Here is a 9,867-nt window from a genome sequence, read left to right as displayed (position 1 = left end):
GCGAGAAGCGGGAGTCGCCGCCTGAGCAAGAAGCGTGATCCGATCGCAGATCCGTAGATCTGCAGAGGGTCGCGCGACGCAGCGCAGGCGGATGCATCGCGCTTCGCAGCCGCAGCCTCCCTGTGCAGAGGTTCCCTAGCTCGCAGTTCTTGCCATGGTTGCGTGCGGGTCGCTGCAGATTCGCACTTTCGCAGGAGAAACCGTCGTTCGGAGCGGCTGGCGTAGCTAACGCCAGGTCGAGGACCGGGCGGTGATTCCCCTTGCAAGAGTGTGACGGGAGGCCACCGCCGTAGCCCCGTGGTGAAAAGTGCGGGCTCGCGGTCTGGCCTCTGGCCAACCGCTGGCGAATTCACCGCTGTCGAGTTTCCACCTACTGAATCGGAAACCGGCAGACGTGCTCGATCAGAACGGGTCCATGGCCGTATCCGAGGATACGCCCGTGGGTTCCCATGGCGCGAGATCTCTGCATCTCGCGGAAGAAGGAAGCATGAAGATCTACAGATTCCTCTCGTACCGGACAGCCTTGCTGACGGTCCTTCTGAGCCTTTCCCTGACACCGACCCTGGCCCACGCGGCCGTTCACGCCCATCACTCCAATGACCACGGACCGATCGGAGTGATGGGCGATCACCTGCACCACACCGGTGAGCTGATGGTCTCTTATCGCTACATGCGCATGAGAATGTCCGGAAACCTCGACGGAACCGATCGCGAGAGCACGAGTCAGGTACTTGGCGACTACATGATCGCACCGAGAAGCATGACGATGGAGATGCACATGCTAGGGGCCATGTACGGCCTGACACCGCAAGTATCGCTGATGGCGATGTTGCCCATGGTCCGGCTTGAAATGGACCACGTGCGCAGGATGGGTGCCGGATTCAAGACGTCATCCGACGGTCTGGGAGACATCAAGGTGAGTGCGCTCTACCAACTCTGGGTGGATGATGACCACAGCGCTCACCTGCATCTCGGACTGAGCCTCCCGACCGGCTCGATCACTCACAAGGATCGCACTCCGTCGGGCCGGGTTCGGCTTCCCTATCCGATGCAGATCGGTTCCGGAACCGTCGATCTGCTTCCGGGAATCACCTATCGCGGAAAGCGCGACGAACTCTCATGGGGCGGACAGGCTCAACTCACGGGTCGACTCGGAACCAACAACAAGGACTACCGTCTGGGCAACGCCTACGAGGTCACAGCCTGGCTCTCGCGCCGATTGATCCACACGGCGAGTGGCTCCGTGCGCCTGGCCTGGCGCGAATGGGACGACATCCACGGCCGCGATAGCGCACTGACTTCCACGATGGTTCCAACCGCAGATCCGCGACATCGCGGAGGCTCCCGGCTCGATCTGCTGATCGGCACGAACATCGCTCTTCAGGGCGCACTCGAAAACCATCGTCTGGCAATCGAGGTCGGACGTCCGATCTATCAATCCCTCGACGGTCCCCAATTGGAGACCAAGTGGATGTTCACGCTCGGATGGCAGTATTCGTTTGGAAAGGGACTCTGACTCCGGCTTCCCCTACGCAACCACCACCTTTGACAGGAGCGCGTCGTAACCGCGAGGAAACTCCATCGCGTCGTAGGCCCCCTTGGCCTTCAAGAACTGATGAAACTCCTCCAGGTGATAACACGGAACACCCGCGTGAAAGTGATGCTCCAGGTGGTAGTTCAAATGAAAGGGAGCGACGAACAAGCGCTCCCAGGCGCGCACGTAGGTCGTGCGAGTGTTCTGGCGCGGGTCCAGATCGAATAGATCCGGGACCCCGCCGTGCTCGGCGACCTGGCGCAAGCGGGCGATCAACATATAGGAGGTCAGATACGCGACCGGCCACATCAGATAGAGCAATCCGTGGCCCAGAGCGTAGAGCACGCCAAACATCGCCGAGTGGACCAGCACATGACCCAATAGCGCGTTGCCATTCCATGGCGCACGCAGGATCCCTCCTCGGCCGCGACGCCAGGTTGCACGCAGCGCCTTCCAACCCGTCTGGCCGGTCAGGTCTCTCGCGACCTTGCGCAGGAAGCTTGTTCGCGAGATCGGATAACTTTGATAGTTGGGCAGATCCGGATCCTTGTCTGTACCCGCAAACGCGTGATGTCGCTGGTGCCCCTGGGCGTAACGCGGTAGATCCGAAAGGATCGGATAGGCACAGAGCCACTGGCCGATGATCGCATTGGCCCGGGGGCCCGAGAACAAGATCGAATGCCCACAGTCGTGCATCAACGCGGCAAATGCGAGCTGGCGCCCGCCGAGCAGGGCGATGCCGATCAGAACCGTGAGTGCAGAGGGCCAGAGCGCAACGCCGGTGAAGATCGCCGCGATGAAAAGCCAGTTGAAGGCAATTGCACCGGCCGCCTTCCAGCTGCTCCGCGCGGTGAATCGCTCCAGATCCTCGGGGGTAGCTACGTCGCTGATCTTCATCTTGTTCTTCTCCTATACCTATACGGGCGAAAGGCCCGACGCCATCTGCCCGACCGCCGCCGGGCTCCGTTCAAGTTCAACCGATTCCCCGGCCCAGGCACTCCAGTAGCGGCGCCCGAGGCGGTCGTAGCGCTGCATCGCTTTGACCAGAGCACGCCGTGCCTTCGTATCGATAATCGGAGTCGGCAGTAGCGGGTCGAGAACGATCTGACGAACCGCTTCACCGCCCAGGCGGAAGGACTCCGACATGGCCTCCTCATTCGACAGGCCGGGCATTCGCTTTGCGCTCGCCTCGAGCGACGCACAGGTCTTCCGGTAACCGACCTCCAACGCTCGAGCGTTCCAGAGTTCGCGTGCGAGCGTCTCGGTCTCGGCATCGAACTCCGAAAGCTGAAACACCGGACCGTGCCCAGCACCGAGCGTATCGAGACGCTGGCGCATCGCATCGACGCCACCATTGAGGTTGTTCGGGCGAACGTGAAGCGTTCGCGTGAGCGGGCGAAAGCCGATCAGATGCAGCGCCCTCTGGCGTCGGCGTGTGGCGCCCCGATCCGCAGAACTCGACGCCGCTTCGAGCGCAACCCACGAGCCGTCCCAGGGGCCAATCTGCTCTTCGATCGAACGCCACGAAAGAACGTGCCGATTGACAGGGCCTGCGCTTGCTCCAAGCCTGTAGAGCCCGCGTTCATCGGACTCCACGAGTCCGCGCTCTCGCAATCGGACCAGAGCAACGCGCATGCTGTTCTCGGCGATCCCGAGAATTCCGGCGGCGTGAATCAAGGAACCCACGGGCACGGGATAGCGGGCGGGCATGGTCGAGAGGAGATCGATCGCGAGGCTTTTCGCGGAGATCACCGCGCGTGAGGCTTGCTTCGATCGCTGGACCATGGTTGTCCGGAATATTACATACCAGGACCGCTTTTGTCAATTGCTGTAATATCCAGCCACCGGACCGAGTATCTGCCTTCCGGAGACGCTAGTGTGCTCCCACAGCGATCCCTCGCTTTCTGGCGGCGGGAACTTCACGACCCGCCAGCGATAGAGCCATGCCCGAGTCTCACACCTGCCCACTCTGCACGAACCACGCCCTGCCCATTTTTCGCAAGGGAGAATTTTCGATTCTCGAGTGCGGTCGTTGTGAGCATCGCTTTGCGGATTTCGCTGCCCCATCGAGCCACGTCTCGTCCGTGTACGACGATGACTACTTCACGGGTGGTGGCGTGGGTTATCCCGACTATCTGAGCGAACGACGCTCCCTGACCCGTCGGGGCAAACGCTATGCGCGATTGATGAAATCACTGGGGCCACCGGGGAGTGTCCTCGACGTCGGCGCCGCCGCGGGCTTCATCCTCGACGGCTTTCGCGCCAACGGATGGACGGCGAAGGGAATCGAGCCTAATCGCAGGATGGCGCAGTTTGCTGTGAGCGAACTCGGACTCGACGTGCAAGCCGCGAGTCTGGAATCCTTCGAAACAAACGAGCGCTACGACCTCGTCTGCGCAATCCAGGTTCTCGGACACTTCGTCGACCCGCACACAGCGGCGGGCCACCTGTCTCGCCTGACGCGCGCGAAAGGCTACTGCCTGATCGAGTCCTGGGATCGCAAGAGCCTGTCCGCGCGGATGTTCGGCTCGGGCTGGCACGAGTACAGCCCCCCGAGCGTTCTCCACTACTACCATCACGACGGACTGGTGAAGCTGATGGCCGATCACGACCTGACCCTGGTGCGCTGGGGCCGAATGCCCAAGTGGATCGAAGCGGGCCATGCCAAATCGCTTCTGCGTCTCAAGCTGGGAGAACTGCCCGGTGGATCGAGCCTCGCCCGTCTCGCCGATGTGATCCCGGAAGGACTGAGCCTCCCCTACCCCGGGGACGATCTGAAGTGGTGGGCGTTTCGCAAGATCGAGTCTTGATCAAGACTCGCGTTCCGCGGCGAGCTTCTCAGGCATTGAGTCCCCGAAAATGGCGCGTGCGGACGGTTTTCTGCTTCTCGCTGGCCAATTCGCTCTTTCCTTGACCCTCAGGGCACCGAGTGGGACGATGGCACCACTTGGAAGGGGAAATCGATGACCAGACTCGTCTGCTGGCTGATCGCGGGCTTGCTTGCGTTTAGCGGCTCTGCCGCCGCCCAGACTTCATTTCTGACGTTCGAGAGCGGCCACGTCCGACCTCTGGCCCTGTCTCCGGACGGTAGCCAGGTCTTCGCGGTCAACACGCCGGATAATCGTCTCGAGGTCTTCGACGTCGCCTCGGGTTCCCTGACGCACGTTCAGTCGATCCCGGTGGGTATGGAACCTGTGGCTGTGGCCGCGCGCACCAACGACGAGATCTGGGTAGTCAATCACTTGTCCGATAGCGTCAGCATCATCGACATGACGCAGACCCCACCCCAGGTCGTGCGCACACTATTGGTCGGTGACGAACCGCGCGACATCGTATTTGCCGGCACCAGCGGCAACCGCGCCTTCATCACCACCGCGCATCGCGGACAGCACCGGACGGATGCCTCACTCGACCCCGTAACGGGGCTCGGCTCGGACGATGGCGACCCGCAACTCAAGACGGCCGGTGTCGATCGCGCCGATGTGTGGGTCTTCGACGGAACAAGTCTCGGCAGCACGATCGGCGGCACGCCCGTCGGCATCGTGACCTTCTTCTCGGACACACCCCGCGCGCTGGCGGTGAGTCCGGACGGCAATACCGTCTACGCAGCTGCCTTCCACTCGGGCAACCAGACTACGGTGATCGCTGAAACCGTGGTTCCCGACGGTTTCGGTGCGGGCGGCGTTCCCGGGCCCAGTAATAATGCGGCCCTGGTCACCGCTCCCGAAACAGGCGTGATCGTCAAATACGACGGTGTGAACTGGCGCGACGTGAGCGGCACCATCTGGGACAGCAACGTCAACCTGAACCTGCCCGACCACGACGTGTTCTCGGTCAACGCGAATACCCTGGCTCCGGGTTCGATCCAGGAGTTCGATTCAGTTGGCACGATCCTGTTCAACATCGCGGTCCACCCGACGACCGGCAAGCTCTTCGTCACGAATACGGAACTGCCCAATGACGTGCGCTTCGAAGGCCCGGGCAACCACGGCGGCACGACCGTTCAGGGGCATCTGTCCGAGTCGCGCATCACGGTGATCGATCCGAATAGCGGAGTGATCTCGCCCAGGCATCTGAACAAACACATCAACTACTCGTACCTGCACACCGACCCGAACAGCTTGATCGACCCCAATCAGATCGACCACAGCCTGGCCACGCCGCTGCAACCGATCATTTCGAGCGACGGCGCGACGATGTACGTGGCGGCCTTCGGATCCGGAACGATCGGTGTATTTCCGGTCAGCAGCATCGACGATCCGAACTTCACCGCAAACTTCGACCCGACCACGGAGAGCGCGAATTACATCTCCACGAGTGGTGGCCCCACCGGCCTGATCCTGGACGAGACGAACAACCGCCTCTACGTGATGACGCGTTTCGACAACTCCGTGCAGGTCATCAACCCGAGCACGAAGGCGACGCTCGAGACGCACGCGCTGCACAACCCGGAGCCATCGTCGGTACTCGATGGCCGTCCATTCCTATACGACGCACGCATCACTTCGGGAAACGGCGAGGCCTCGTGCTCGAGTTGTCACATCTTCGGGGATCTCGACAGCATCGCCTGGAATCTGGGCGATCCGGACGGCGGAGTTTCGACCAACAGCCAACCCTCGGCCACGATCTTCCTCGACGGATTGAAAGGGACGTCCTTCCACCCGATGAAGGGTCCCATGACCACCCAGACCCTGCGCGGCCTGGCGACCCACGGCGCCATGCACTGGCGCGGCGATCGGGTCGACGGCTTCTTCGGTCTGGATCCCTGCACCGAGGCAACGGGCGCGCCGTGCGCTGAAGATCCGGCATTCCGCAACTTCATCGTCGCATTCGAAGGTCTGGTCGGACACGACGGCGTGATCGATCCCAACGACATGCAGTTGTTTTCCGATTTCGCACTGCAGATCGTGCTGCCTCCCAACCCTGTGCGCGCACTGGACAACTCGCTGAACTCTTCGGAACAGGCCGGCTTCGACGTGTTCTTCAGTTGCGGCCCCGGCGCGACCGAGTGCGGCCCCCTCGACCCCGATGCCACGGACACGGTAGAAGACTGCGACGGTTGCCACAGCCTGGACCCAGCCAGTGGATTCTTCGGATCCGGCGGTGAGCAGACCTTCGAGGGTGAGACCCAGACCTTCAAGGTCGCCCATATGCGCAACCTGTATCAGAAGATCGGCATGTTCGGACTCTCGACCGGAGGTTCACACCAGGGAGACCAGGTGCGCGGCTTCGGCTATCTGCACGATGGCGCAATCGACACAGTCGAGAGCTTTGTCTCCAGCGCCGTTTTCACACTGGATCCCAATGAGGTCGGGCAAGTGTCCGACTTCGCACTGGCCTTCGATTCCGACCTGGCGCCGATCGTCGGGCAGCAGGTAACGCTGACTTCGACCAACTCCGGAGTCGTCGATCCCCGCATCGACCTTCTGATCGCTCGCGCGGCGACTTCCTTCGATTCGCTGATCCTGGGTGGAACCGTCACGGAGTGCGATCTGATCGCGAAAGGCAGTGTGGGCGGCGTCGAACGCGGCTGGGTGCGCGAGTCGGGCGGGTTGTTCCGCAACGACCTGGGCAACACGATCGACGACCCAAATATGCGCTTGCTCGCCAGTTCCGAGGGCCCTCTGACCTACACCTGCACGCCTCCGGGTTCCGGACAACGCATGGGTATCGATCGCGACGAGGACCTGGACTTCGACGGAGTCGACAACTGTCCGTCTATTTCGAATCCCACCCAGGACAACTTTGACGGCGACACGATGGGTGACGCCTGCGATCCAGACGACGACAACGACAACCTGCTCGACGAGGTCGAGACGTTTACGCTGATCTACGTGGACCCGAACAACACGGGAACCAATCCGCTCGACATGGACACCGACGACGACGGCTTCGACGACGGCGTCGAAGTAGCGGCGGGCTCCGACCCGACCGATCCGCTCTCGATGCCCAGTATCACCAGCATTCCCGTACTGCCCGGCAGCATCGCGATCGTGTTCCTCGGCTTGTTGCTGGGTTTGCTCGGACTGAAGCGGCGGCGAAAGGCGTTCCGGCTGGACTGATCGCTCAACGAACGATGATCACATAGCGAATCAGGGGAAAGGGGTCGGCCTCTTTCGTGCGGATCTGCACCATGTAGCGACCGGGCACGAGGAAATCGGGGGCGACGTCGAGGCGTACGGTCTTGCGATCGGTTTCGTTCACCTTTGAGGTCGTCTCGATCTTGCGCCCGTCCTCGGCCAGGATCAGAGTTTCCAGAGGTTCGGTGTCCGGAGAGGCTTCGTTGAGTTCCAGAACGACTGCGAACGCTTGGTCCACTGGAATCCGCGCGGCCTCCAGTGTCACTCGGCCGTGCGGTGCGAGCGTCAACTGGTCTACAGCCTCCCCGGAATCAGCGCTCTTGGTGCGCGCTCCCTGCACCTTGCTCGCCACCTCTCCGGTCGTTGAGGTGCCGAGTTCTGGAGTTTCCCGCACCTGTGCGACGGGCTCGTCCTCACCGGGAGAGAGCATCTGCCAGCCGAACCAAAGAACCAGAAGGACGACGGCCGGGCCGACCACGCCCGCAAACTTGCGCAACGAGCCGCTCTGATTTTCAGGACTCTGCCCGCTCACTCGATTCCCTCCTGCGAAATCCGAGCAAGAAGGAGTAACGCGCTTTCTCGCGCGGGAACAGGCGGAGACGAGCCCAGCTGCGTATCCGTCCGGCCCCGGTTCACAGAAGGAGGAAGAATGAACCGAGACCGGACCCGCTCATCGCCCGGGCACCCCTCTGGAAATGCTTGACACCCGGACCGGCGACATGTTGCTCTGCTCTGCAGATTCGACGATGCGGAATGCGGAAAGAGATGTTCTGCGGACCGCACTTCGACCGGACGCCTGGTGCGCGTCCAGTTCCACTTCCGGCCACTTCCGGCCACTTCGTTTGGCCATTACGGGGTGTGCGATGCGAGTCCGAACACATAAGGCGATCCTCTGCGCGGCCTTCGCCGGTGCGCTGCTGGTTTCGGCGGGAACCGCCCGCCCGCGCTCGCCCCAACCACAGATCGTCAACGGCACGGAGACGCAGACCTTCGAGACGACCGCAGCGCTGCTCGAAGGCAGCGATCCGTTCAGTGCGCAGACGGTCTGCAGCGCGACTTTGATCGGTTGTGACGAGGTCCTGACGGCAGCGCACTGCGTATGCGACGGCCTGGGCTCGACCTGTCAGGGCGCGAGTGCGCCCGATCCTTCGAACTACACGGTGTTCCTGCAGCACGCCGGTCTGTTCGCGGTCGATAGCGTCACAGTGCATCCAGATCTGTATTTCCCGGACGACGACGTAGCGGTCCTCAAGCTCTCCACAGCGGTTACAGGCATCCGCCCGACACCCATCAACACCATTCAGACGCCCCCGTTGGGCGCCAGTGGCACGATCGCGGGTTTTGGCCGCACGGGGGGAGGTATTGGACGAAGGAATCAAGAGAGCCGGCAGCGTGACGACTGCTTCGTGTACGCCGGGCGTGTCGAGCACAAAATCCGTCTGCTGGAACTTCGAAGCTCCCATCGGGCCGCCCGGGAGCGACTCCAATACATGCACCGGCGACTCTGGCGGGCCGCTGTTCGTAGACTTCGGCGGCGGTGCGGTCCTGGCCGGAGCGACCTCGGGGGGCCTCGCGGCGGACTGCCAGGCGAACGACCAGTCCTTCGACATGAACGTCTTCAATTACGCATCCTGGATCCAGAACAACACTGGAACGATCGGACAGACGAGTTGCGGGGTTCTGCCTCAGGTCGGTGATTCGGAGGTCGCCGTCAGCTCGTTCTCTGGAGATCTCAGTGCGGGAAACCCGCAAGAGACCCACTCCATCGTCTTGCATCCGGGTAGCGAAGAATTGCGCATAACCATCAATGCAATCGACGACGGTACGGCTGACTTCGATCTCTACGTGAAGGCCGGATCGCCTCCTACAACGAGTATTTTCGATTGCGGGATCACCAACTCGCGTCAGTTCGACGCCTGCCTCTTCGACAAACCCACGGGCGGCAACTGGCACATCCTGGTTTCGCGCGCGGCCGGTGCGGGTCGCTATCAGCTGACCGCCAGTTCGTTTGATATCACCAGCATTCCGGCGTTCCCATACACGGAATAGCGTCGCCTTCGATCCTCGAATACCTCGCCGTGCTGGATGCTGAAATAACACCTGGCCTCCCTCTATCGGTGAGTGGGCCTGCGCGCAGCTCGGTGATCCAAATAGCCGGAATCATTAGGGAACCATTCGAATCCTGACAAGTGGATGCTCCGCGGGCGACCCGAACGATCAGAATCTGATGCCCGACGGATGACGCTCGAAAAA

The 9,867-nt window shown here is 61.9% G+C and carries 7 protein-coding genes and 1 pseudogene; 5 read left to right on the top strand and 3 right to left on the bottom strand.

Translation table 11 applies throughout. From position 1 onward, the window contains the following. The first annotated feature begins 487 nt into the window (after positions 1–487). Positions 488–1,516: a transporter gene (locus GY725_16835; protein MCP4005858.1), complete on the top strand. Its 1,029-nt coding sequence runs from the start codon at positions 488–490 to the stop codon at positions 1,514–1,516. A 12-nt stretch (positions 1,517–1,528) separates the two neighbouring features. On the opposite strand, the gene GY725_16830 is transcribed toward GY725_16835, so the two are convergent. After that, positions 1,529–2,431, bottom strand: a complete 903-nt coding sequence (locus GY725_16830) for a fatty acid desaturase family protein (protein MCP4005857.1) — start codon at positions 2,429–2,431, stop codon at positions 1,529–1,531. A gap of 18 nt (positions 2,432–2,449) precedes the next feature. Then, positions 2,450–3,319: a PaaX family transcriptional regulator gene (locus tag GY725_16825; protein ID MCP4005856.1), complete on the bottom strand. Its 870-nt coding sequence runs from the start codon at positions 3,317–3,319 to the stop codon at positions 2,450–2,452. Positions 3,320–3,477: 158 nt separating this feature from the next. Here GY725_16825 and GY725_16820 point away from each other — a divergent pair, with 158 nt between their 5' ends. Next, a complete protein-coding gene (locus tag GY725_16820; protein ID MCP4005855.1) occupies positions 3,478–4,344 on the top strand; it encodes a class I SAM-dependent methyltransferase in 867 nt (288 codons plus the stop codon). A gap of 153 nt (positions 4,345–4,497) precedes the next feature. Then, positions 4,498–7,221, top strand: a pseudogene (locus GY725_16815) (hypothetical protein). Between the two features lie 379 nt (positions 7,222–7,600). On the opposite strand, the gene GY725_16810 reads toward GY725_16815, so the two are convergent. Further along, the gene (locus GY725_16810; protein ID MCP4005854.1) at positions 7,601–8,146 is read right to left on the bottom strand and encodes a hypothetical protein; all 546 of its coding nucleotides are present in this window, start codon (positions 8,144–8,146) and stop codon (positions 7,601–7,603) included. Between the two features lie 331 nt (positions 8,147–8,477). Between GY725_16810 and GY725_16805 the strand changes: the two genes are divergently transcribed. Together GY725_16805 and GY725_16800 are read left to right on the top strand one after the other, a co-directional pair. Further along, positions 8,478–9,311 (top strand): trypsin-like serine protease, encoded by an 834-nt coding sequence (locus tag GY725_16805; protein ID MCP4005853.1) that lies wholly within the window; start codon positions 8,478–8,480, stop codon positions 9,309–9,311. Continuing rightward, positions 9,034–9,663 carry a trypsin-like serine protease gene (locus GY725_16800; GenBank protein ID MCP4005852.1) on the top strand — a complete coding sequence of 210 codons (630 nt, stop codon included), beginning with the start codon at positions 9,034–9,036 and terminating at the stop codon, positions 9,661–9,663. The genes GY725_16805 and GY725_16800 overlap by 278 nt, the downstream gene beginning before the upstream one ends. The last annotated feature ends 204 nt before the right edge of the window (positions 9,664–9,867 follow it).

The sequence above is a fragment of the bacterium genome (genome assembly GCA_024226335.1).
GTDB lineage: Bacteria > Myxococcota_A > UBA9160 > SZUA-336 > SZUA-336 > JAAELY01.
Note: the sequence above shows the minus strand (reverse complement) of the source record. Positions and strands in the feature narration are given on the sequence as shown.